The organism is Microcoleus sp. FACHB-1515, assembly GCF_014696105.1.
Taxonomy (GTDB): Bacteria; Cyanobacteriota; Cyanobacteriia; order Elainellales; family Elainellaceae; genus JAAUTJ01.
In genome coordinates this window covers 68,705-91,138 of the sequence record NZ_JACJPO010000052.1, presented here as the reverse complement: position 1 = coordinate 91,138, position 22,434 = coordinate 68,705, and the positions used below count along the sequence as shown (strand labels likewise).

At 53.2% G+C, this 22,434-nt stretch carries 26 protein-coding genes; 9 read left to right on the top strand and 17 right to left on the bottom strand.

Annotation, left to right across the window (positions count from 1 at the left end; all coding sequences use genetic code 11):
- Positions 1-30 precede the first annotated feature (30 nt).
- On the bottom strand, positions 31-2,571 hold the full coding sequence (locus H6F67_RS17590) for a sigma 54-interacting transcriptional regulator (RefSeq protein ID WP_190767918.1): 2,541 nt from the start codon (positions 2,569-2,571) through the stop codon (positions 31-33).
- Positions 2,572-2,706: 135 nt separating this feature from the next.
- On the opposite strand from H6F67_RS17590, the gene H6F67_RS17585 reads away from it, so the two are divergent.
- The 3 genes from H6F67_RS17585 to recR all read left to right on the top strand — a co-directional run bounded on the left by H6F67_RS17585 (position 2,707) and on the right by recR (position 4,942).
- Entirely contained in the window at positions 2,707-2,997 is a 291-nt protein-coding gene (locus H6F67_RS17585) for a hypothetical protein (RefSeq protein ID WP_190767917.1), read from the top strand.
- Between the two features lie 12 nt (positions 2,998-3,009).
- Positions 3,010-4,224, top strand: coding sequence for an MFS transporter (locus H6F67_RS17580; protein ID WP_199304484.1), 1,215 nt, complete (start codon positions 3,010-3,012; stop codon positions 4,222-4,224).
- A gap of 106 nt (positions 4,225-4,330) precedes the next feature.
- Entirely contained in the window at positions 4,331-4,942 is a 612-nt protein-coding gene (gene recR / locus H6F67_RS17575; protein WP_190767994.1) for a recombination mediator RecR, read from the top strand.
- A gap of 17 nt (positions 4,943-4,959) precedes the next feature.
- Here recR and H6F67_RS17570 read toward each other — a convergent pair whose 3' ends face one another.
- From H6F67_RS17570 to H6F67_RS17560, 3 genes are read right to left on the bottom strand one after another with little or no spacing between them, the layout of a single operon-like run.
- Positions 4,960-5,295: a DUF1294 domain-containing protein gene (locus tag H6F67_RS17570; RefSeq protein ID WP_190767916.1), complete on the bottom strand. Its 336-nt coding sequence runs from the start codon at positions 5,293-5,295 to the stop codon at positions 4,960-4,962.
- 5 nt (positions 5,296-5,300) lie between these two features.
- Positions 5,301-5,618, bottom strand: a complete 318-nt coding sequence (locus H6F67_RS17565; protein ID WP_190767915.1) for a cold shock domain-containing protein — start codon at positions 5,616-5,618, stop codon at positions 5,301-5,303.
- Positions 5,619-5,651: 33 nt separating this feature from the next.
- The gene (locus tag H6F67_RS17560; protein WP_190767993.1) at positions 5,652-6,188 is read right to left on the bottom strand and encodes a response regulator transcription factor; all 537 of its coding nucleotides are present in this window, start codon (positions 6,186-6,188) and stop codon (positions 5,652-5,654) included.
- A 276-nt stretch (positions 6,189-6,464) separates the two neighbouring features.
- Between H6F67_RS17560 and lipA the strand changes: the two genes are divergently transcribed.
- Together lipA and psaX are read left to right on the top strand one after the other, a co-directional pair.
- Complete coding sequence (gene lipA / locus H6F67_RS17555; protein WP_313926853.1) at positions 6,465-7,364, top strand: lipoyl synthase; 900 nt, start codon at positions 6,465-6,467, stop codon at positions 7,362-7,364.
- Between the two features lie 140 nt (positions 7,365-7,504).
- Positions 7,505-7,648, top strand: coding sequence for a photosystem I protein PsaX (gene psaX, locus H6F67_RS17550; RefSeq protein ID WP_190767914.1), 144 nt, complete (start codon positions 7,505-7,507; stop codon positions 7,646-7,648).
- Between the two features lie 66 nt (positions 7,649-7,714).
- On the opposite strand, the gene H6F67_RS17545 is transcribed toward psaX, so the two are convergent.
- A complete protein-coding gene (locus H6F67_RS17545) occupies positions 7,715-8,581 on the bottom strand; it encodes a branched-chain amino acid ABC transporter permease (RefSeq protein ID WP_190767913.1) in 867 nt (288 codons plus the stop codon).
- 379 nt (positions 8,582-8,960) lie between these two features.
- Here H6F67_RS17545 and H6F67_RS17540 point away from each other — a divergent pair, with 379 nt between their 5' ends.
- Positions 8,961-9,737: an RNA polymerase sigma factor SigF gene (locus H6F67_RS17540; protein WP_190767991.1), complete on the top strand. Its 777-nt coding sequence runs from the start codon at positions 8,961-8,963 to the stop codon at positions 9,735-9,737.
- Between the two features lie 63 nt (positions 9,738-9,800).
- Here the strand turns inward: H6F67_RS17540 and H6F67_RS17535 are convergent, their stop codons facing one another.
- Together H6F67_RS17535 and H6F67_RS17530 are read right to left on the bottom strand one after the other, a co-directional pair.
- Complete coding sequence (locus tag H6F67_RS17535; RefSeq protein WP_190767912.1) at positions 9,801-10,070, bottom strand: hypothetical protein; 270 nt, start codon at positions 10,068-10,070, stop codon at positions 9,801-9,803.
- Between the two features lie 70 nt (positions 10,071-10,140).
- Positions 10,141-11,319 (bottom strand): M20 family metallopeptidase, encoded by a 1,179-nt coding sequence (locus H6F67_RS17530; protein ID WP_190767911.1) that lies wholly within the window; start codon positions 11,317-11,319, stop codon positions 10,141-10,143.
- 265 nt (positions 11,320-11,584) lie between these two features.
- Here H6F67_RS17530 and H6F67_RS17525 point away from each other — a divergent pair, with 265 nt between their 5' ends.
- On the top strand, positions 11,585-12,661 hold the full coding sequence (locus H6F67_RS17525; protein WP_190767910.1) for a hypothetical protein: 1,077 nt from the start codon (positions 11,585-11,587) through the stop codon (positions 12,659-12,661).
- 11 nt (positions 12,662-12,672) lie between these two features.
- On the opposite strand, the gene H6F67_RS17520 is transcribed toward H6F67_RS17525, so the two are convergent.
- Positions 12,673-13,092: a fasciclin domain-containing protein gene (locus H6F67_RS17520; RefSeq protein ID WP_190767909.1), complete on the bottom strand. Its 420-nt coding sequence runs from the start codon at positions 13,090-13,092 to the stop codon at positions 12,673-12,675.
- 184 nt (positions 13,093-13,276) lie between these two features.
- On the opposite strand from H6F67_RS17520, the gene H6F67_RS17515 reads away from it, so the two are divergent.
- Positions 13,277-13,705 carry a DUF4112 domain-containing protein gene (locus tag H6F67_RS17515; RefSeq protein WP_190767908.1) on the top strand — a complete coding sequence of 143 codons (429 nt, stop codon included), beginning with the start codon at positions 13,277-13,279 and terminating at the stop codon, positions 13,703-13,705.
- 45 nt (positions 13,706-13,750) lie between these two features.
- On the opposite strand, the gene H6F67_RS17510 is transcribed toward H6F67_RS17515, so the two are convergent.
- From H6F67_RS17510 to trpS, 4 genes are all read right to left on the bottom strand, one after another.
- Entirely contained in the window at positions 13,751-14,482 is a 732-nt protein-coding gene (locus H6F67_RS17510; RefSeq protein ID WP_199304482.1) for a glycosyltransferase family 25 protein, read from the bottom strand.
- Between the two features lie 216 nt (positions 14,483-14,698).
- Positions 14,699-15,244, bottom strand: coding sequence for a GNAT family N-acetyltransferase (locus H6F67_RS17505; RefSeq protein WP_190767907.1), 546 nt, complete (start codon positions 15,242-15,244; stop codon positions 14,699-14,701).
- Positions 15,219-16,169 carry a methylenetetrahydrofolate reductase gene (locus H6F67_RS17500; RefSeq protein WP_190767906.1) on the bottom strand — a complete coding sequence of 317 codons (951 nt, stop codon included), beginning with the start codon at positions 16,167-16,169 and terminating at the stop codon, positions 15,219-15,221. The genes H6F67_RS17505 and H6F67_RS17500 overlap by 26 nt, the downstream gene beginning before the upstream one ends.
- 242 nt (positions 16,170-16,411) lie before the next feature.
- Positions 16,412-17,422, bottom strand: a complete 1,011-nt coding sequence (gene trpS, locus H6F67_RS17495; protein ID WP_190767905.1) for a tryptophan--tRNA ligase — start codon at positions 17,420-17,422, stop codon at positions 16,412-16,414.
- Positions 17,423-17,584: 162 nt separating this feature from the next.
- Between trpS and H6F67_RS17490 the strand changes: the two genes are divergently transcribed.
- Positions 17,585-19,045 carry a DEAD/DEAH box helicase gene (locus H6F67_RS17490; RefSeq protein ID WP_190767904.1) on the top strand — a complete coding sequence of 487 codons (1,461 nt, stop codon included), beginning with the start codon at positions 17,585-17,587 and terminating at the stop codon, positions 19,043-19,045.
- Here the strand turns inward: H6F67_RS17490 and H6F67_RS17485 are convergent.
- The 5 genes from H6F67_RS17485 to H6F67_RS17465 all read right to left on the bottom strand — a co-directional run bounded on the left by H6F67_RS17485 (position 19,042) and on the right by H6F67_RS17465 (position 22,390).
- Positions 19,042-19,329 carry a hypothetical protein gene (locus H6F67_RS17485; protein WP_190767903.1) on the bottom strand — a complete coding sequence of 96 codons (288 nt, stop codon included), beginning with the start codon at positions 19,327-19,329 and terminating at the stop codon, positions 19,042-19,044. The genes H6F67_RS17490 and H6F67_RS17485 overlap by 4 nt on opposite strands.
- A 67-nt stretch (positions 19,330-19,396) precedes the next feature.
- Complete coding sequence (locus tag H6F67_RS17480; protein WP_190767902.1) at positions 19,397-20,326, bottom strand: NAD-dependent epimerase/dehydratase family protein; 930 nt, start codon at positions 20,324-20,326, stop codon at positions 19,397-19,399.
- 40 nt (positions 20,327-20,366) lie between these two features.
- Complete coding sequence (gene surE, locus H6F67_RS17475; protein WP_190767901.1) at positions 20,367-21,044, bottom strand: 5'/3'-nucleotidase SurE; 678 nt, start codon at positions 21,042-21,044, stop codon at positions 20,367-20,369.
- Between the two features lie 8 nt (positions 21,045-21,052).
- Positions 21,053-21,769 (bottom strand): hypothetical protein, encoded by a 717-nt coding sequence (locus tag H6F67_RS17470; RefSeq protein WP_190767900.1) that lies wholly within the window; start codon positions 21,767-21,769, stop codon positions 21,053-21,055.
- An 84-nt stretch (positions 21,770-21,853) separates the two neighbouring features.
- Positions 21,854-22,390 carry an SRPBCC family protein gene (locus H6F67_RS17465; protein WP_190767899.1) on the bottom strand — a complete coding sequence of 179 codons (537 nt, stop codon included), beginning with the start codon at positions 22,388-22,390 and terminating at the stop codon, positions 21,854-21,856.
- Between the last annotated feature and the right edge of the window lie 44 nt (positions 22,391-22,434).

Here is a 22,434-nt window from a genome sequence, read left to right as displayed (position 1 = left end):
GTACTACATCACAGCCCCAGTTCCATTTTCCTACCATCCCACAATCAACTTCCAAAACAAACACCCGATCGCCAGGGTTGCCAAATGCTGCGGCAGCAAATTCGCGATCGGCTGTCGCGCAATATTTTGAGTCAGCAGCACACTCAGCCAAACCGAAACAATCAGCGTCACACCCTGCAAAAAAGCAATGATGATCGGGTCAGCCACCGCCACAGGCATTCCCACGTTCGACAGGCCAAAGGTTGCCAGCGTCACGGGCACAACCCGCCCCGCTTCCGTCAAACCCAATCTGAGATAGTGTGCCAAGCTGCCGCCCAACACAAGCGGTAGATATCCATAAGCTAGTTCTAGAAACGGTTTGGGCTTGAGGCGATACCGTTCCGGCGCTGCGCGATCGACCAGTTGCAGAATGGCATGGGCAGTTAGAGCGATCGCACCCGGAACCGACAGCGCAACCATCGAAACGCCCGCATGAACGCCAAAATTTTCAAGTCCCAACTGCCAGCCAAACTGCGCCTCAATTTCTGGCAGACGATGCAGCAAAACCGCGCCAAACAGCAAAAATAACAGCGAGACTTCTGCGGCTGTTGCCGTGTGCGTCGTCCACAGTTCAATGCCCGGTGGCCGCAAATTCAGTTCGACCGATCGATGCGGACAAGCCTTCAAACAGGTCATACACAACACGCAGTTGCGATTGTCTTGAAGCTGCGCCGGATGCGAATAGACCGGACAGCCATTCGTTTCCATGCCTTCGCCTTTTTGCGGCCCGCCTTTGTAGCACTGATAGGTCGTGCAGGTGGCCGAGCAAATGCCCTGCTGCGCTCGCAGTTCCACGATCGACAGCTTCGCAAACAATCCATTCATGCCACCGATCGGACACAAATATCGACACCAAAACCTGCGCTCAAATAAAAGCGAAAAGATCACCGCACCGGAGGTAATGAGCAGCAGCAAACAGGCCGACAGATACGCAACGTTTTCGAGATTCCACAACTCTTCCCACAGCAAAATCAAGGCAAACAGGCCGAACAAAAACCAGCCGCCCCATCGTTCTGCCTGCTGACGCGGCCAAGGCAATAGCTGACGCGGCCACAGCTTCAACGAAATGGTCTGCGCCAGTTCGCCGTAAATCATGAACGGACAAAATGCACACCACAATCGCCCAACAAACGGAAATCCGATCAGGATAATCGGCCACCACCACGCCCAAAATAGATTTAGCCCGATGTTAGAGTCGCGAGACTGCGGTGCGAGAAACAAGATGGCAACGACGATCGCAAACGCCGTTAAGGTAAAGCCATAGTTAATTCGATCCGGCCACCAGTCGCTCCGCAAAAACTGCCGCAGACGCGGATATGTGTTGAGCAAATTGACGCGAAACCGTTTGCTGCGGGTACTCGCTGACCAAAATACTTCTTCGGTGAGGACAGCAGCGCGGTCGCACTGCACGATCGCCCGTGCCAGCAAACCTTCTAGTTCTGCCAAATTTCCGGGAAAATCGTAGCCTTGCAGTCGCCGCAACGCTTCTGGGGCAACGTCCGGCGGCGTAATGCCCCGCGATCGCGCAATCAAGCTGAGGTAATACTTCACCTGCGCGGCAATGTCTGCTTTTCGCACCCGCAGCGGCGGCACTTTGATCGAATGGCCGATCAGCGATTTGCGATCGATCTTGGGCAGCGATCGCTCGGTTGTCAACATAATTCGAGCTTCCGATCGCTTCACAGTGGCATCCGGCTGACCAATGGGTGTGTATTCACCCGTTTCCAGCAGACGAATCAGTTTGGCTTCTAGCTCGATCGGAAAATCCTGCATGTTGTTGAGCATCAGCGTTCCCCTGCCGAGCCATTCAAGCAGCCCAGGTTTGCCGCCCACGCGCCCAAACAAATCCGCGCCACTAGACTGCAACGTGTCGCAGTTCACCTTGATCAGCGGCTCGTGGCGATCGCTCGACCCAAAGTGAATTAGCGCGGCAATGTTGTCTTTTCCCAATCCTGGCTCGCCCAAAATCACAACCGGACGGCGATCGCTTGCCGCCTTTTTAATATCACTTCGCAATCGCACCGCATACCGACTCGACCCAACAATGCCGCGCCGCACTTTTGGAACTAGATAAGGCCGCAAAGCCGTTTGTCTAGCTTGCTCAAACGCCAGCTTTGAAGAAATTTCGCTCAGTTCAGCCGCAAGCTGACGCGAAACCGTCAGGCCAATTTCGGGAAACTGCTGGGCGATCGCCTCAAACTTCGAGCGATCGATCGTCCACAGTTCACACTCGGTCAGCGTGATGATTGTTTGTTCCGCCAGTCGATCGAGCAGCAGTTCACGCAGACAGAGGACGCTGCCCGCCAGCAAGCTCGTCGCGTTGGCCGCACTCGTCGGGCTGGTGCGATAGCTTTCAAGATGTCCGTCTTTGAGAATGTAGAGCGCAGGCGGAGCCGTATCTTCCAAGACAAGACGGCGATTTGCCTGAACGATCTCGATCGAAACGGCCTCAGCGATCGCCGCCAAAGCGACATTCGAGAGCGATCCGAGCAGCGTATTGTCTTTTAGCCACTGCTGACGTTCCGCATTCATTGCTCCACCTCGCGATCGCTGCACTAAAACTCAGTCTACAGTTTTGCTTTTAGAGACCGTTGGCAAAATCAATGGATCTTATTGAGGCAGGCATTCCTAAAATTGGATTTTGTCCGGCTACTCTCAACCCAAATCATGCGCTTTCAAATTGGAAATCCGCTGCATCTCTCGCCGCCATCCGCTTATGAAGATGCTTTGCTTTCAGCCCTGGCCTTCTTTCGCCAACAGCCCCGCGAAACGCAAGCGCTCAACTGCTTATCGATGTATCTGCGCCAGTCAGAATCGCGAGTGATCAGCGAACTGAAATACTACGCCGCTCAAGCTGGACTTGATCCTCAAGCGTTGCTGATGCTGATTCACACCAACCCGGCTGAAGCAGAAGCCCTGATCGCTCAGGCGTTGGGCGATCGCAATGCGTCACCCTAAAACGTCTACGATTTGATTTCCACTCATTTTGCAGGAATTGTGATGTCGATCGATACGCCTCGCGCCAAAGTGCTGCTGCTGGCTTTGTGTCAAGCACTCGCCATGACCGGAAGCATTGTGCTGTTTACCACTGCTGCACTGGTTGGTCAGTCGCTTGCGGCCAACAAAGCACTGGCAACACTGCCGCTAGCTCTGCTACAAATTGCCACAATGCTCACCACGATTCCCGCTTCTTTGCTGATGCAGCGCATCGGGCGACAGCTTGGATTCATGGTCGGCGTTTTAATCGGTTTGGCTGGAGCAAGTTTGGCGATCGCAGCCATCTTTGCCGCCAACTTCCCGCTGTTTTGCTTCTCCACCATTTTGTTTGGCAGCTTCAACGGCTTTGTCGGCTTCTACCGCTTTGCCGCTGCCGAAATTGCCAGCGAGAAATTTCGATCGCAGGCGATCGCGTGGGTGGTAGCAGGCGGGGTGATCGCTGCTCTGTTGGGGCCGCAGCTTGCCACTTGGTCAAAAGATGCTCTGACCGCAACCTTTGCAGGTTCCTACGCGGCGATCGCCCTGCTGCAAATTCTCTCGCTGGCCGTTCTCCTGCTGCTGAAAATGCCGCGTCCTGCTCAAGCAGAGCGGGGCTATTCGGGGCGATCGATTCCAGAAGTTGTTCAGCAGCCCGTCTTCCTCGTCGCCATCTTGGGCAGCATGTTGGGCTATGGCGTCATGGTGCTGGTGATGACGGCAACACCGTTGGCAATGGTAGCGCAGGCACATCCGTTCCAAGAAGCCGCACTGGTGATTCAGTGGCACGTCCTGGGCATGTTCACCCCGTCGTTTTTCACGGGCTATCTGATCGCTCGCTTTGGCGTGCTGAACATCATCGGTGTGGGTGGCGTGCTGAGCTTGATGTGTTTGGCAATGAATCTGCTCGGATCGGGACTGGTGAATTTTTCGATCGCCCTCCTCCTCCTTGGCATCGGCTGGAACTTCCTCTATATCGGCTCCACCACGCTACTCACCGAAACCTATCAGCCGGAAGAACGTGCCAAAACGCAAGCCCTGCACGACTTTCTCATGTTCGCCTTTGTCGCCCTGGCAACAATGCTCTCAGGCACGGTTTTCCAGCAGATGGGCTGGTATGCGGTGAACTGGGCGGGCTTACCGATGGTTGCCGTTGTGCTGATTGCGGTTCTGTGGCTGCGGCAGCAAAAATCGATTTTCCTTTCTCGCTAATCGATCGGAGATTGCTGCTGCCAAAGTTCGGCAAGGCGAACAAGTTCGGCTGTGGATGCGATCGCACCAGTGCGCCACCAGTCGCTATGATCAAGCTTTGGGTTGAATTGGAGGAAGACTCACGGTTTACACACGCCCCCTCGCTCGCTTGATCGAGCAGTTTCAGCGCTTGCCTGGTGTTGGCCCCAAAACGGCTCAACGGCTGGCGCTGCATGTCCTCAAACGCCCCGAAGCCGAAGTTCATGCGCTGGCTCAAGCCCTTGTCGAGGCGCGATCGCAAGTCGGCCTGTGTTCGGTGTGCTTTCACTTTTCGGCTGAACCCGTTTGCGAAATTTGTCGATCGCCCAGCCGCGATCAAAACACGATTTGCGTCGTTGCCGATTCGCGTGACGTAATCGCTCTGGAGAAAACGCGAGAATATCGCGGCAAATATCACGTCTTGGGCGGCTTGATCTCACCGATGGACGGCATCGGTCCCGACCAGCTTCACATTGTTTCGCTCGTCCGGCGCGTCAGCCAGCAGAGCATTAAAGAAGTAATTTTGGCGATCAGTCCGAGCGTTGAAGGCGACACCACAACGCTGTATGTCGGCCAACTGCTCAAGCCGTTTACGAAAGTGACGCGAATTGCTTTTGGTTTGCCGATGGGCGGCGACCTGGAATATGCCGACGAGGTGACGCTGGCGCGGGCATTGGAAGGTCGGCGCGAGCTGGAGTAGAAGTGCGATCGCACTCCTCAACTTATTAAAAGACGATTCCCGATCAACTTCAACAGCGCTTCACTCAAGAGGAGTGAGTCAAACCAAAAAGCAAGGTGGAGAGCGACGATCGATCGAAACAAAAACTGATATGAGGTCTTGCTGATCTTGTGGTGAAACGTTCGCTGTGCAACGAAGCCGCCGATCCAGCCACCCAGCAGGTCGAACAGAAGCAAATTGCCTTCTGGAACTCGCCATTTGCCTTGCTCAGCACGATATTTATCGTCACGATACAGCGCAAAGCTCAGCAGACTCATGACGCAGTACAAAAGCAGCGGAATTGAGTTGACCGCTGTTAATGCCAGATGAATCACTCCCCCTACAGGCAACGTAGACAGCAGCGCAACCTCAATCCAAGTTGAAGATGAAGTGGTTCGTTGCGGCGATCGCTGGCACTGGTTGCCAGAGCTTGGGCGGTTGCTCCAACAATTCGAGCGTTAGAGGCGTAAATTTTGCCAGCTTGATCAGTTGCCAACTGATAGAAAATTGTGTCTCCGACTTGAGGACGGCGAGTTACGGTTTTCACCTGAGAAATATGGAGAAAAACTTCTTTGCCGCCCTCGCTGGGCTGAATGAATCCAAAACCTCGGTCGTCCTTCCAAGTAACGAGTTGACCCTTGTGCAAATCGGATTTCATGCTGACTTTGAGTCAAACGAACTTGCTGTTGGTCTACTTTAACTTCTGGCGAATGAATGTCAAAAGCTGACCCATTTGCTTTTTGAGCAGGTCAATTTCGGCCTGCATTTTTTCGACCTTTTGGTTGAGCGCGGCAACATCTGCGCTGCCCGCGTCGGCGACGGTGGCGACCTGTGCAGGCGTCGGCTGCGGCCATTTCTTGTACTTCGCCATTGCCGATCGAATCGCCTCGACGAGTTCGCGCTGCTCAAACGGCTTTTCGATGAACTCGAAATACTCGAACGGTTCGGGAATTTTTTCGGTCACTTCTTCTTTGCGACCGGACATCAGCACCAAGGGCGCTCGCAAATTCGCCTGTGCATTAATCTTTTGAAACACTTCCCAACCGCTCAAGCGCGGCAGCAGAAAGTCGAGCATGATCAAATTTGGCCGCTCTTGCTGAATGGCGTTGAGTCCTTCCACTCCGTCTTTGGCTTCCAGGACTTGAAAGTTACCTTTCGGCAACATATCGCGTACCATGTTGCGAATGACTCGGCTGTCATCAATGACGAGAATTTTGTGACTTGCCACAACGGACTCCTGTGAAGTGACTGGAACGATCGAAAGCTTTTCTCCTGCAATTTGGGATGGAGCAAAGCCAAGGTAGAGTGCAAAGCAGCGAGAAGCCGCGATCGGGCTAACTTGCGCCAACAGCAACTAGTTTAACTGCTGGCAGCGTTGCTGCGATCGACTGACTTCAGCTTGCGGCAAACGCCACACTTTCATTAGATAGCCCAAATTACCAAGTTTCTCCACAGCCAGATTGCTCATTAGAATCGAAACAGTCCCGATCGTCTTCCATTTGCTGTGAATCCACCGACTTCTTCTCGCCGCCCGATCGAACCGCCATCCGAAAAACTGCCTACTTGGTTGAAAGGCTCGATCGGCAAAGCCAGCGAAATTTCTACTGTTCAGCAAGTCATCAAGCAGCGGCAGATTCACACGATTTGTGAAGAAGGCCGCTGCCCAAATCGCGGCGAATGTTACGCCCAAAAAACCGCCACGTTTCTGCTGATGGGACCAACCTGCACGCGATCGTGCGGCTTTTGTCAGGTCGATAAAGGCCACGCTCCGATGCCGCTCGACCCCGACGAACCGCAAAAAGTCGCAGAATCAGTTGCCCTCCTCGGTTTGCGCTACGTTGTTCTGACTTCGGTTGCGCGGGATGATTTGCCGGATCAAGGTGCAGGTTGGTTCGCACAAACGATGCAGACGATTCGTAATTCCAATCCCGACACGCAAATCGAAGTTCTGACGCCGGATTTCTGGGGCGGTCACGGTTCACAAATCGATCGCATTGCCACTGTCGTTCGCGCCCGACCCGCCTGCTATAACCACAACATTGAAACGGTTCGTCGCCTGCAAGCTCCTGTCCGGCGCGGCGCAAAATACGATCGATCTCTCCAAGTCCTTCAAACGGTTAAATCGATCGATCCCACGATTCCCACCAAGTCCGGTTTGATGGTCGGTCATGGTGAAACGGAGGCTGAAATTATCGAAACCTTGCGAGATCTCCGGGCGATCGATTGCGATCGCGTCACGATCGGGCAGTACATGCGTCCTTCGCTTTTGCATCTGCCTGTGCAGAGATATTGGACGCCAAAAGAATTCGATCGACTGGGCAACATTGCACGCGAAATGGGCTTTTCACATGTCCGCTCTGCTCCGCTAGTCCGCAGTTCCTATCATGCGGGAGAGGAGTCGTAACTCGCAAAATTCGCCTTGAGAAGCAGAAACAGCAAGATTGAATTTTGCCACAAGGAAGATTTGTCGGGGTACGTTTAATTGAATAATGAGTAAACGATCCCGCATGGGATTACTGAAGTTTACTAGAGGAAATTTCACGTATGACTGCTAAATCTGCTCCTGGGTCAGAACCTCCTGTGATCGGCGGCAGAAAACCGCCCTACCCCTACCGCACCTTTTGGGCGCTGCTGCTGCTGGCAGGTAACTTTTTGATTGCCGCTTTTTACTTCGGCATTCTTCACTAAACTGCATCAAAAATTCGATCGCTGGAGGCTGCAATTTTGCGTCTCCAGCTTTTTGTTGAATTCCGGCTACATTGTGCCGCGAAAAATGCCCTGCGGACGCACCAGCAGCACGGCCACCATGATCATTAGGGCAATCCCTAGCTTGTATTCCGAAGGAAGCCAATAGCTGCTCACTTCTTGGGCAATGCCAATCACAAACGCTCCGGCGATCGCGCCATACGGATTGCCAATTCCGCCCAAAATCACCGAGGCAAACATCGGCAAAATCAAAAACCAGCCCATATTCGGACGCACAGCGGTAATGATGCCGTACATGCCGCCACCCAAGGCAGTCAGTCCCGCCGCAATCACCCAAGTCCAAATCACAACGCGATCGACGTTGATCCCCGACACTCGCGCCAGGTCGGTGTTGTCCGCAACCGCTCGCATCGCCTTGCCAATTTTGGTATTTTGCAGCAGCAAATGCAGGCTGACGATCGCCAGCAGTGCCAATCCAACCACGATCAGACGGTAGAACGGAATCCGCAGACCAAAAAAATTGATCGCGCTGATCACAGGCAGTTCATACGACTGGTTAGCGCCGCCCCAAATCAAGATAATGCCGTTGCGTAGAAATAAAGCGAGTCCGATCGAAATGATGATCAGCGTAGTCGAGGTGGCGCGGCGATCGCGCATGGGCGACCACAGCAGTTTTTCGCATAAAAGGGCGACAGCAATGGTCAAAGCGGCACCGACGGCGATCGCCAGCCAAATCGGAAGGCCGATCGCGTTCATCAGCAAGCTAAAGTACGCGCCCAAGGTCATGAAGTCGCCATGTGCGAAATTGGAGAGCCGCAAAATTCCATAAGTGAGCGTCAAGCCAACAGCGGCCAGCGCAATAATGCTGCCAACGGCAATGCCGTTCATAAGAAGTTGAATAATTTCTGCCGTCATAAATTTTCAGTCGAATCGTCGTTCTGTGAGAAGATGGAGTCTACACGAAATCAGGGCTAAGAGCATCTCAAGTTTAGTCATCTGTCTGAAAGAAGATGTTGCTGCTGCTTCACACTCTCTTTAACAGATTGCGATCGCACTTTGCTTTCTTACTGCAAGCAACGCTGATCTCGGCAATCGATGTAACAATAGTCTAGGAAATTCCGAGGCACATCAGGAATTGAGTTCCGTGAAATTGCAGTTGTACGCGAATCAAGCGAACGAATAACTTTATCTGCATTGGGCAGCTTCAGCGGCAGCAGGTGATGATTTCGATCGCAACCCGCTTGCTGAACGAAGACTATCAAATCGAGTGCTTACCTACCTGAAATCGTCTATGATGCCTACCTCCGTCACGAAAGAGCTAAAGAGCGAAAGCCTGCAACTGCTGCGAGAATATCAAAAGTCGCCTTCCGCCTCTGTTCGCAATCAGCTTGTGCAGCTCAACCTCGGCTTGGTTCGGAAAGAAGCGCATCACTGGATCAATCAGTGCACTGAGAGTTATGAGGATTTGCTACAGGTTGGCAGTTTAGGGCTAATTCGCGCGATCGAGCGTTTCGATATGGCCAAAGGCCACGCCTTTAGCTCGTTCGCCATTCCCTACATTCGTGGCGAGATTCAGCACTACCTGCGCGACAAAGGCTGTCCCGTCCGCATTCCCCGCCGCTGGCAAGCTTTGCAGCGTCAGGCCGTCCACATGACGCGCGAACTACGGCAGCAACTCGATCGCCAGCCGACCGATGCCGAACTTGCCGCCGCCCTTGACATTCCGATCGAAGAGTGGCAAGAAATTCGCTTGGCGCACCGCAATCGATCGCCCCTCAGCCTCGATGCGCCCATGCGCGACGAAGAAGAAGGCTCCGCCTCGCTAGTTGAACTGCTGCCCGACCCGCAATACCGCAGCTTCCAGCTTGCTCAAGAAGACCAAATTCGCTTGCAGCAAGCGCTAATTCAGCTTGAGAAGCGCACTCGCGAAGTTTTGGAATTTGTTTTCCTACACGACCTGACGCAAAAAGAAACGGCAGAGCGATTAGGCATCAGCGCTGTCACCGTTTCGCGTCGCGTCAAGAAAGGACTGCATCTGCTGAAAAAGTCGATGCTTGGCTTAGGCAGCTAGTTTTGGCTAGCAAGATTGGTAAAACAGCGATCGCCCTAACGGAATCGATCGCCGTTTTGCGCTTCACAAATTTCCGTCTAATCCTGGTCCAATTTCGACTCCGGGCGGGTCAAGCTGAATGGTCGCAGTGGGGCGATCGACATCCGTGAGCAAATCGCTTAGTTCATTCACCTCCACGCCGATCGCTTGACAAGCCTGCTTGAGTTCCTGCTGAAACTGGCTGTAGTCGCTGCCGTAGCCGCATAGTTCAGCCGCCGTTTCAATGCCCTGTTTCGCATTGGCCTTCGCGCAGTCGATCAGTTCCAAGCCTTTGAGCGGTGTAGGTGAAGCCATCGCAAATTCCTCTGTTATGTTTCAAGTAAGTTACCTGCTTGCAAGGGCGATCGCATCTCTCTGGAGGAATTCATCGAGTCTGCCAGTACCGATAGGCGGCATACGCCATTGTGACGACACCCGTAACAATGCAGGATTCTTCGACGTGAAACTGTGGATGGTGCAGTGGGTAGTTGGGACGATCGGCAAAAGCGACGCCCAAGCGAAACATGGTTCCGGGCGCATGGTCGAGGTAGATCGAAAAATCTTCGGCTCCCAAAGACGGCTCCATGAGAAGCTGCACGCGATCGCGCCCCCATGCTTCTTCAGCAGCAGCTTCCATCAGTTGCGTCAAGGCCGGATCGTTCTGCACCGAAGGTACGCCGCGCCGATAGTTCATTTCATACTTGGCGCCGTAAGTTTGACAGACGCTCGCCACAATGTTTTCAATCCAGGTTGGCAGCATGGCACTGGTTTCTGGATCGAGCGATCGCACCGTCCCCAGCAGTCGCACCTGATCGGCAATCACGTTTGGCGCACGTCCGCCACTGATCTGCCCGATCGTCAGCACAATCGGTCTAAGCGGATTTTGGGTGCGGCTAATTGCCTGCTGAAGAGCGGTGATCACCTGAGAAGCGATCCAGATAGCATCGATCGCTTCATGTGGTCTTGCGCCGTGACCCGATTCGCCCATGATCACCAGTTCCAAATCGTCGGCGGCAGCGGTGAGTGCGCCGTAGCGAATGCCGATCGATCCGCCGGGAATTGTAGGAAACACATGAACGCTAAAAATTGAACTGACGTTTTGCATAACGCCATCTTTCACCATCCACGACGATCCTTGTGCTGTCTCCTCGGCAGGCTGAAACAAAAAGCGAATTTTTCCCGGCAGCGGTTCGCCCAACTGCGCCAAAATCATCGCCGTTCCCAAACCGACCGTCGTGTGGACATCGTGACCGCAAGCGTGCATGATTCCCGGCTGGCGCGAAGCGTAGTCTAATCCGGTGCGTTCTTGAATCGGCAGAGCGTCCATGTCTGTGCGGATGGCAAGCAGGCGATCGTCTTGTCCTGTGCCGTCAAGTTCACCGACTACCCCAGTTTTGCCGACTAGCTCTTGCACATGCAGTCCAGATGAGGAGAGAACGCCTGCCACATACGCGGCAGTTTGATATTCCTGCCCGCTCAGTTCCGGATGACTGTGCAGGTGGCGGCGAATCTCGATCAGGCGAGGGGCAAGGTTGGCGGCAAGGTCTTTAATTCGGCTGAGCATCGGCGGATCATGCGGAGGAACATTCCCTCATGATATGCAGAAGTTAAGATTCTTTACCGTCTTTCGTGATGCAGATAACAGCGATCGCCCGTTCCTGAAAGCGGGATTTTGCCCATCTCACTTCAATTGAGTGATTTTTAATTTAGTAATTAAAGATTGCATGAAGCGAAGAGCAAAGATTGCATAAAGCGAATATAAAGCAGGAGAATGAATTGAACCCAGAAAGTCAGGGAGCGCATCGATTCAAACCGCATGAGGAAAAACGATGCGAAGAGCCAGATTATTTTTCTCTCGATTTGCGATCGCGCTGTGGGCTGTTGTGACGATCGCATTTTTGATGCTGCTCACGTCCAACGCGCCCCGCGTTCCGAAGTACACGCCGTTTGCAAGCTTGGCAATTCGCGCCGATTCGATCGTCCATTTACCAAATCGCATCTTCACTTGTACTCGTGAAAATCAACAGTTCGAGTGTCAAGCTGAGATTCAAAATCGCCTGCTTAAAGTAAACTTAAGTCGCGATTCCCAATATCAATTTGATGACTATCAGTTCAGCCGTTGCGACGCTTTTTTTGACGGCAAATCGATCGAGTGTGAGAACGTCGGCTCAACTTATGCGCCCGTAATTTCTCAGCTTTATGAAGTCAAGAACTTGGGTTTAAGTGCTTCCGAACTGCGATCGATTCAGCAGCAATATTGGGGAATCAATTTGCTGATGCAGTTAGGAGAAATTCGTATCTTTTGGATTAGCACAGGGCTGTCGATCGCCGCTGGTCTGATTGCCGCTAGTTTCGCTTGGCAGTGTCCGAACAAGCTGACCAAAATCTTTGCGAGCTTGATGTGTGGATTGGGAGCGTATCAGATTGGGTGGAGCTTTTTGGGACGTGTTCCGTTCGATGCAGTCACGCCTTACGGAATCGTTCCAGAAACTTGGAGCCTGATGGTTCAGGTGCTTGCGATCGCTACCGGAATTGCGGCCACGATCGCCACCATTGCTCTGTTGGGGCAGCGATCGAACCGCGCAATTAGAGTGCTGCTGAGTCTGGGAATCAGTGCAAGCATTTTTGGTTTGTGCTGGCAGGTTTTTGGCTGGGTAATCAGAGAAATTGCGGGATTTGTCGGCTTCAGTTTTGGAATTGATACTTCGACCATTGCCACGACAATTCTGCAAACTTGGCTGAGCGCAGCGGCGATCGCTCCTGCGATCGTAGCCGCCGTTTTGCTATGGTCGCGCACTCCTCGATCGATCAAAGCATTCCTCGCAATTAGCAGCGGGTTTGGTGCAGTGGCAATCGCGACGAACTTCTTTCTATTTCTGCTGCTCGGATTAGGATATGCCGATTAGGTTGAGCTTGTTTAGGTGCCACCTGCAAGCATGGCAGGCATGATCACACCGTCAATAATGTGAATCACGCCGTTGTCAGCCAAGATGTCAGTTTTCGTGACGGTGGCTTCGTTGACCTTGAGGCTGTCGCCATGCTCGATCGCCACGACCGAACCTTCTTCGGTTTCAGCTTCTTCGAGTTCTGCCAGGTTTTCAGCCAGCACTTCTCCAGGCAGCACGTGATACATCAAAATCCGCTTTAGCTTGGGTACATCTTGCAGCAGTGCGTCAACCGTACCTTCCGGCAGTGCCGCAAATGCATCATCAGTGGGAGCCAAGATCGTAAACGGGCCAGGGCCGTTGAGAAAATCGACGAGTCCGGCAGCTTCGGCGGCAGCAAGTAAAGTGGTGAACGATCCGGCCTGCGATGCTGTTTCTACCAAATTTGCCATAGTGCGCTCCAATATGATTTTGTGTGGATCATCAATCGATCGCCTCACATTTCACATCCTTCGCAAGAGCGACATTGGAAAACTGCGTATTTCTCTTGATAGGTAAAAAGTTCTGTCCTGTGGAACTGGGCGATCGATCGCCCAGTCCATAGAATCAGAAATATCAATATTATTGTGCCGACGGATGAATACCGTACAACGTATCGCGACGCTAAATCGAATTCGCAAACTCAGCCGCCTGTTAGACAGTTCCTTTCGCATTCCATTCACCGGATTTCGCTTTGGACTTGATCCGATTATTGGTTTGATTCCTGGTGCAGGCGATATCATCGATACAATTTTCTCGGCCTATTTGATCTATCTGGCAACGCAGTTTGGTCTGCCAGGAAAAACGCTACAAAAGATGATTTTCAACATTGGATTAGAAGCCGTTGTTGGAACGGTTCCTATCGCTGGCGATCTATTCGATGCCTATTTCAAGTCAAACATTCGCAACTTGGCATTACTAGAAAAACATCTGCAAGAAACTGAACCGGATTTGACCGAAGCCGATTCAGAAAATCTCGACAGTGCAAAAACAATGGTGGGTGCAGGCTCTCAAACGGGCGTTTAGCCATTAGGCAGAAAGCGGCTTTGCATTTCGATCGCTCTGCAAATGCTAGACAGTTGAATTACGCCTGCGCCAGTCTTTCACGGTTCGTAATGTGCTCAAAAGTTGGGCAAATGCGGGCAGCGTTTCAAACCACTTGTAGCCTGCGATACTGCTGGGTGACGATCGCTGCAATCCCAAACTTGGGTTGGCAATTAACGTGGTCAATTCGGGATGCAGCATCCGAAAAGTCGTGTATGCACCATCAACATGCATGGGGCCACCTTGTGGATGTCCAGGCGGACGGCTTAACACTGCTTCCAAGAAATCGACCAGTTGAGCGATCGTGTTTCGATTGAAAGCAATAAAATGAGCAAGCACTAAGGGCTGAGAATATTGTTGAAAGATTCCTTTAGTGCTAGGAGCTAAGTTTTCGCCATGTCCAGGATAAACAATATCCCAGTTCAAAGACTCTAGCTCATTCACAATTTGAGCTTGCTGCTTGATTAAGAAGCGAGTAAACAGCAAATCATCTTCCAGGATCAGCACGTTGTTTAAATTTTCGCGTTTTGCTTCCTTCAGCACCGCCAGATGACTTAGGAAGCAACCCCTCGCACCAAGGCTAGGAAAATCACCTTGATCGGCAGGCTTGATGGCGGGAAAGAAAACGACTCGTGATGGCTCAACAGAACCAAGCATTTTCAGTTCCTGCTCCATCTTCTTGCGCCGATCGATTCTTTCAGGAAGATTAATAACGTAAGACTTTTCAAAGAAATTCAGCAAAGAAGATTTAGGTGTCATAATTAACCGTCTAATTGGCTATTGTTTCTGAGCGAGTTATCGAACAGACTCGATCGATCCAACTCCTCGGCTGCATATCAGCACTTTTCCTGCAACTATCCATCGCTCCTACAAAAGATTACCCACTTTTTAAGAACGTTAACAGGAACATTGCAAAATCAAGCTTGCATTCTTCACTTTTCGTTTAACCGAATTGCGAATCTCAAAAAGGTAGCTTCATTTTGCTGATCGATCGCCCCGCAGCAGTGCAAACGATCGCAAATCGTGAAATGTGCCTTTCCAAAATCCATAGTCGCGCAAAATGCCTTCTTCTTGAAAGCCGAGCTTTAGTAGCAGTTGGGCAGATGCCGTGTTCTCCAGCATTGTAAATGCTTCAAAGCGGTTGATGTGGGTCGATCGCCAACCGTAGCCAATGATCGCGGTGAGCGCTTCACTCATGATGCCTTGTCGCCAGTAGGCAGGGGCAAGTTCATAGCCTATTTCGGCGCGAAAGCCCGGACGCAAGGAGAAGCCGCACGACCCAATGAGACGATAGCTGGACTTGAGCGCAATGCCCCAGCGAACGGCCTGACCGCTGCGGAAGCGATCGCTGCGATGCAAAATGATGCGTCTAGCCTGCTCGATCGAGGCGATCGCCTCCAAGTCAAGGTAGCGCGTCACGTCAGCATCCGCATAAACGTGATACAGCGCTTCGGCATCTGAAAGCTTTGCCGCCCGTAGAATTAAGCGATCGGTTTCAAGTCGGGGAAACGAATCGCTCATAGCTGTGCAGCGAGGGAATTCCAGCGCGATCGAGAATTTCGGGAATTAGATCTTCGCGGCGCACGGCCATCAGGTGAACGCCCTGACAAAGCTGTTTTGCCTGCTGCACCTGTTCGGCAGCGATCGTTACGCCTTCTTGCAGCGGATCGCGAGCGGCTTCGAGGCGATCGATAATTGTTTGCGAAATCTGCACGCCTGGAACGTTGCGGTTGATGAACTGTGCATTCTTGGCCGACTTGAGCAGAAAAATTCCGGCCAAGATCGGCTTATTGCAGCCTGCCGCAATTTGATCCATGAATTTTTCCAGGCGATCGAAATCGCAAATCAGTTGGCTTTGAAAGAATTGCGCTCCGGCTGAGAGCTTGCGCTCAAAGCGCGACTGCAAACCCGACCAGCTTCCACACTGCGGATCAATCGCCGCCCCGACAAACATATCGATCGCGCTGTCAGGCAGCGGTGTATCGTTCGCGTCCACTCCTTGATTGAGCTTGTGGATCAGCTTGATCAGGCGCACCGATTCGAGTTCAAACACGCCTCGCGCCTTGGGATGATCGCCCGCCTTAATCGGATCGCCCGTCAGCGCCAGAATATTGCGAATCCCCAATGCCTGAGCGCCCATCAAATCCGCTTGCAGCGCGATCGAGTTGCGATCGCGGCAGGCCATTTGACAGATTGGCTCAATTCCATGCTGAAGCAAAATGGCCGAAGCCGTCAGCGACGACATCCGCAAAACGGCACGACTGCCATCGGTGATGTTGACGGCATGGACGCGATCGCGCAGCAGTTTTGCCATCTCGATCATGTGGCAGGGATCGCCTCCCTTCGGCGGCATTGCTTCCGCCGTAATCAGAAATTCTTGCGCTTGAGCGGCGGCACGAAAGCGAGTTAAAGGCGTGAGAAGTTGGGGAGTTGGGCGATCGGACATGAGCTAATAAATATGGATTTGAATCGTCGAACAGAATAACGAGGGCAGGGAAAAGAGGTAGACTCTTCTACCCTAACCTCTAGGCCGTGCTTTAAAGCCCACTTGATCCTCCCCAACCCTCCTTACCAAGGAGGGAGTCATCCTCAAAGTCCCCCTTAGCAAGGGGACAGGGGGATCGATCGCAAACGATGCACCTCTTTTGGAGCTTTTACAACACGCCCTAAGCCCCAACGCCGAACCGCTCACTCAGGAATGGTGTAGCCAAGCGCATTTTTCACTTTGGCAAGCGTCACGTTGGCGATCGCCTCCGCCTTCTCTTTACCTTCGCGCAGCACCGACTGAATGTATCCCGGTTCCGCCATGATTGCGTGATATCGATCTTGAATCGGTTTGAGGGCGGCGATCGTCGCCTCGGTTAAGAGCGGTTTGAACTGTCCCCAACCCATATCGGCGCATTCTGCCGCGACTGCTGCTTTCGTTTGGTTCGACAGCATCATGTAGAGCGTCAACAGGTTGTTGCATTCGGGGCGATCGACATCGCCAAACACCAAGCCGCGAATCGGGTCGGTTTTGCAGCGCTTAATTTTGTACTGAATCTGATCGGGCGGATCGAGCAAATTAATTCGACTCAAATCTGACGGATCAGACTTTGACATCTTCTTGGTACCGTCCGTCAGGCTCATCACCCGCGCACCTTCTGCCCGAATCATCGGTTCCGGCAGCTTCAAGATCGGCTCATCTTCTTTGCCAAACTGATAGTTCAAGCGAGCCGCAATGTCGCGAGTCAGCTCAAGATGCTGCTTTTGGTCTTCCCCAACTGGAACTTTATCCGGCTCATACAGCAAAATGTCTGCCGCCTGCAACACCGGATAGGTGAGCAGTCCGGTTCCAACATTTTCCCCTTGCTTGATCGCTTTTTCCTTAAACTGCACCATGTCGTCCAGCCAGTTCAAGGGCGTGATGCAGGTGAGCAGCCACGCAAGTTCGGGATGGGCAGGAACATGGGACTGAACGAAAACGGTCGATCGCGCCAGATCAATGCCGCACGCGAGATACATCGCTGCCACCCCGTAGGTATTTTCGGCCAGCACTTTCGGGTCGTGCGGCACGGTGATGGCGTGCAAATCGGCCATGAAGAAAAAGCTGTCGTAGTCTTCTTGCAGTTCGACCCAGTTGCGAATTGCACCCAGATAGTTTCCCAGGTGCAAGCCTCCGGTCGTCTGAATTCCAGAAAGAATACGTGGCTTGCCCATAGCGATTGAGTGCGGATGATGAACGGTTCCCCTATTATCGCCCACGATCGAACGGTAGAGGCAGGGCACGCCGTGCCCCACGACAATTCATCCCGCTAACCCACCAGCGATCGCCAGCCTCGCCAGGCCTACAATAGGTTGAAACCCCCTTTCCTTCGTACAATGCCTCGCCCTGCCATTTTGAAGTTCGATCGCGGCACGCTCGTTTTGCATCCACCGCCCAAAGGCAAAGCCTGGATCGATTTTGCGACCTGGGACGATCGCATCGAGCGCTTTCGGATTCCGGCCAACCAGTATCGATCGCTGGTTGAAACTTTGCAGGCCGAAGGAACCCCATTTACCGACGAAGCCAAGGAATTTGCGCCGATCGCCTTGGGCAACCTGCTCGATCGCCAACCTTATCCGCACCAGCAAGAAGCCCTCGACGCTTGGGTGCAGGCCGGACGGCGCGGTGTCGTTGTTCTACCCACTGCCGCAGGCAAAACCTTTTTGGCACAGATGGCAATGCAGGCTACGCCTCGCAGTACGCTGATTACCGTGCCGACGCTGGACTTGATGCATCAGTGGTACGCCCAACTGCTGGAAACCTTTCCAGATGTCGAAGTGGGACTGTTGGGCGGTGGCTCACGCGATCGCACTCCTATCCTCGTTGCCACTTACGACAGTGCGGCCATCCACGCTGAAAGCTTGGGCAATCGCTACGGTCTGCTGATCTGCGACGAGTGCCATCACTTGCCCAGCGACTTCAATCGCGTGATTGCCGAATATGCGATCGCGCCGTATCGCCTCGGTTTAACAGCTACACCCGATCGCGCCGATGGTCGCCATGCCGATCTGGATTTTCTGCTGGGACAGGTCGTCTACGCTCGCACGGCAGAAGATTTGGCGGGTCACGCCTTGGCCGAGCATGACATTGTGCAGATCAAGGTGAAGCTGACGGACGAAGAGCGCGATCGCTACGATCACCTGATGGGAGTGCGAAATGCTTTCTTAGAGCAGGCGCGAATTCGGCTTGGTTCGGTGCAGGGCTGGCAGCGATTTGTGATGGCAAGCGCTCAGTCGCAAGCGGGCAGGCGGGCAATGCTGGCGCATCGAGAGTCAAGAGCGATCGCCCTCGGCACTGAAGGCAAACTGCGGACGCTGACAGAACTGATGGCGCGACACTTTCCCGAACAAACCTTGATTTTCACCAACGACAACGCCACCGTTTACCGGATTTCACAGGATTTTTTGATTCCTGCCCTGACACACCAAACGCCCGTCAAAGAGCGACACGACATTTTGCAGCAGTTTCGCGAGGGTCAATATCGAGCGATCGTTGCCTCTCACGTCCTCAATGAAGGCGTCGATGTGCCAGAAGCAAGCATCGCAATTTTGCTGTCGGGCACAGGCTCAACTCGCGAATACATTCAGCGTCTAGGCCGCGTGCTGCGAAAAGGACAAGTTGGCAAACGCGCCATTCTCTATGAAGTGATTGCGGAAGAAACGACCGAAGAGGGCATTTCACGAAGACGACGCGACGTGAAGCCGCAATCGCCCCAGCAGCTTGAACTTGTGCCCGATCGCCCGCAGCAGTTTCGCGCGGCGGAATCGGGAACGAAATGGCTTCAGGAGGAACCTTAGTCGCGATCGAAACAGCGGTAAGCAGCTTCGGCCATCAGTTCAGAAATGTCAGGTCTGCCGCGCTTGTGAAACAGGTCAGCTAGCGAGTTGAAAATTTGAAAGTCCGTAATTCCCTGCGCTTCAAGGCTTTTGAACTCACGAACGGTGATCGTGTAGGCTTGCTCTGCCGACATGGACGACTCGATCGAGTTTTTGGAAGGCTCCATAAAAGTCACGGTGTTTTTTGCCCAGCGTAGCGTCGGGGCGGCAGTGGGAAATCGATCGCAAGATTGAAAAGCAAACATAGACGCTGAAGTTTACGGGCGATCGAAGCGCTTAAACCTCGATCGCCCGAAATTCACAGCTAACTGATTACGAAGCGGCGAGGATTTCGTCATCGACGGAGAAATCGATCTCAGCGCGATCGCGTCCACTCGCCAGATAATCGTTTTGGAACGAATCTTTGAGGCCGGAAACCAAATCAAACTGCGGTTTCCAATTGAGTTCCTGTTTGGCTTTGTGGATGTCGGTGAAAAAGTGCTGAGCCCGCATCGGAAAGGCTTTGCGCTTGCCGAAGTCAAAGGCTGTCGGATCGTAGTGGACGATTTTGAGATCGTCGGCGGATTTGCCCACTGCGATCGCACAAGCTTTTGCCAAACCATCAAAGCTGACGGCGCGATCGCCAGAAATATTGTAAATTTGCCCGATCGCCTGCTGATTTCCTAACACGGCTGCCATTGCCGCTGCCAAATCCTGCACATGGCCGAACTGCGTCAGGTGAACGCCCGAACCGGGAATGGGAACGGGGCGATCGCGAACGATGCGATCGAAAAACCACGCTTCGAGGTCGTTGTAGTTTTGCGGGCCATAGATATAGACCGGGCGAATTGAAGTGAAGGGAACGCCCTGCGAATCGAGATAGTCTTCTGTTTCAAATTTGCCTTTGTGACGACTTTTCGGATCGACCGGATCGCCTTCAACGTGCGGCATCTGGTCAGATTTGCGATAGACGCCTGCCGAACTGACGTAGACAAAATGCCGCACTTTATCGCCAAGTTCGACCAGTGGCGCAGTATCGCTCAGTTCGCGTCCGTTGTTGTCGAAAATGGCGTCGAACGATTCGCCTGCCAGCTTGTCTCGAAGCTGAGCCGCATCGGTGCGATCGCCTTGAATCTGCTCGACGCCAGCCGGAGCGGGCTTGTTGCCGCGATTAAACAGCACGACTTCGTGCCCTTGCTCCAGCAGGATTCGCGTCAGGTAAACGCCAATAAAGCGCGTGCCGCCCATCACCAAAATTCGCATCGATCGCCTCCCGATCAAACCGTCATGTTTGATCCTACGGTCAAAGGCGGATCAGCGTGATGGCAATGCTGCCCGAAAAGCACACATCCACATCCGATTGCGGATCGCGTTTGCGCTGGCTGTATTCGCCGCTGTAGCGAAAATTGTCGCCGTCTCGCTCATAGGCCACCGGAAGCGGCTGACGGCACAGCGGACAAAAGACAATTTCCGGTTCGGGCGATCCCGGTGCGAGATGTGGAAAATTGACGTTCCAAAAGCTGCCAGGTTCGATCGATTGCGGCAAGAGCTTATCGAAGACGCGAGCGGCTTGCTTCGCGGCCATGTCCCAATCGATCGCCAGTCCACGCTTGATATAGTGCGAAACGGCAATGCCCGGAATGCCCAGCATTGCCGCTTCTCGCACAGCCGCCACCGTACCAGAGATGTAGGTATCCGAGCCTAAATTGCCGCCCGCATTGATGCCGGAAAGCACATAGCTGACGTCTGGCACAAGCTGGCTGAGGGCGAGGCGGGTGCAGTCGGCAGGTGTGCCATCGACGGCATAGCGAAATTCATTGCGTTTGTGAACTGGGATCGATCGCGTCGTCGTGACCTGATGACTACAGCCGGAATGGTGATGCAGCGGTGCTACGACAATGCCTTTGCCATCGATCGCTTGCAAAAGTGCTTGCAGTCCGGGCGCATCAATGCCGTCATCGTTCGTGAGTACGAAGGTCATGATCCCAACTAGTTGCCGATCGCCTCAGCAAAGCCAGCGTCATACAGACAAATGGCGTAAAGCTGCGTGGAACTCAAATTGGGCACAGTCTGCTGAGCTTCTGTTTCAGTCATGCCTGGAGCCGTGCAAAAGCTTGATACTACAAAGCTTGTTTGCTCTGGCGTGCCGAGCAGTGCTTCAAAGCTGTCTAAACGGTTGAGGGTTTCAGCGGCTTTTTGCAACGTGGCATCAACGAGCAGATCGATGGATTCTGGCGAATTGGCCGGAACAAAAATATCGTTGGCAACTGCCACTTCTAGGCGGGGGCGAATCTCGTCTGCTCCGCCACCTGCCAGATAGGAACCTGCCATTCTCGGCGTTAATCCGGGTTCTCTAGCTGCCCCTTCGCTCACGCCGAGCAAAAAGCTGGCCGCAAAAAAATTAGAGGCCGTATCAAGATAGCGAGCATAGGGTACGTTCACCGTTGAGCCATCGCCGCAGATCACCGAATCGCCGCCTGCACTCGCCTCCAGATTGACGCCGCCCGCCGTGACGCAGGTGAATAGGGTCGATCGAATATCGGGCGAAAACATTTCGGCCAGTCGGCTTCCTAATCCATCCAGTTCTTCCTGCGATGGTTGTCGAACCGGCTGGCTGTGGGCTGGAGCCACAACCACACCGCCACTTAGCCCGATCGCCACCATGCCGCCCCAAGCGATCGATCGCTTCAAAATTTTGCTTGCCATAACGCTCTTTTTTGCCAGAATCCATTCACGATAAGCGATCGTCGCTGGCAATGGCTAGGTCACAGCGTTACTGATTGCAAAGAACTATCGATTGCAAAGAACGTGCCGCATCGATCGCAAATTTGCAGGCAGATCGAGCTTCATGCCTTCTTGAATTAGCAGCGAGGGAACGGGGATCGCTGGCGTGGCCTGCACCGAGTAGGTCAGCAGCGTCCCGGTGTGAAAATCTTGCAGGCGAAGCTGGGCTGAAAAATCGCGGAAGCTGCCGCGCTCAAGCTGAAACAAAATTTGCTGCTGGTCAGCCGTTGTCGAGTCGATCGCCCTTAAGACAATTTCCACTTCTGCCGCAAACATCAAAACCGCTTTGCGCCCGACTTGATACAGCCGCTTGCCCTGCGAAATGCTGCCCAAAACGTCACTTCGCACAATGTCGGGAAAGTATTCAACCCAGCGCGGATAGTTTGTGACCTGCTGCCAGGCCGATGCCCGATCGATCGGTAAAAACAGTTGTGCCGTCACCGCTCCGCCCCAAGCCGAATGCGCCCGCGTTTGAATCTGCACTTCGCCACTTCGCAAAGCCGCCAGATTGTCACTTGTCGGGCGATCGATCGCGCTGACCATTTTTCTACCTCATCCACCACGCTATCCATAACGTTACTCGGCCT